Raw genomic sequence first — 601 nt, 5'->3', positions numbered from 1 at the left:
GCGTGCGATGCGTGGCTGCCTGCGGATCAGGCCGTTGCTTTCGAGCGTGAGCAGCATCTGGTGGACGGATGGCGGGGTGACGCCGAAATAGCGTTGCAGGTCGCGTTCGGCCGGTGCGCGCCCATTGATCTGGCTGTAGGCCCAGATAAAGGCGAGATACTGGCCCTGCTTGTCGGTGAAGCGCGGCGCCTCTGGCAACTTTTGGTCAAGTAATTGATTCATTTTTCGATTCATTCGGGACCTCCATACCCAAAGGAGGCCTTGCGGATGAATATACGCTATCGTGTCGATCTCGACCAAGCCGAACGCGACGAACTTATGAGCCTACTGAGCGCTGGCAAGCATGCGGCACGCAAGCTCAAGCAGGCGCAGATCCTGCTGGCCGCCGATGCTGGCCTGGGCGACGGGGCGATTGCCGCCACCGTGGTGGCCAGCGGCTCGACGGTCTATCGCACCAGGCGTCGCTTCGTGGAGATGGGCCTTGAGGCGGCGCTTAGCGAAGAGGCGCGCCCTGGTGCGGAGCGCAAGCTGACCGGCAAGGAAGAAGCGCTGCTGGTGGCCACCGCCTGCTCCAGCCCACCGCCGGGCTGCAGCCGCTGGA

The 601-nt window shown here is 63.6% G+C and carries 2 protein-coding genes; one reads left to right on the top strand and one right to left on the bottom strand.

Going from position 1 to position 601, the window contains the following annotated elements; all coding sequences use genetic code 11:
* The coding region (locus tag AC1D06_RS42730) for a LexA family protein (protein ID WP_477991646.1) at positions 1-222 on the bottom strand (222 nt) is incomplete at its 3' end.
* A 45-nt stretch (positions 223-267) separates the two neighbouring features.
* On the opposite strand from AC1D06_RS42730, the gene AC1D06_RS42725 reads away from it, so the two are divergent.
* Positions 268-601 (top strand): helix-turn-helix domain-containing protein (locus AC1D06_RS42725; protein ID WP_477991645.1); only part of this gene is annotated, 334 nt, incomplete at its 3' end.

Source organism: Rhizobium sp. P2_G2 (assembly GCF_056403555.1).
This window is presented reverse-complemented; position numbering and strand designations above follow the sequence as displayed.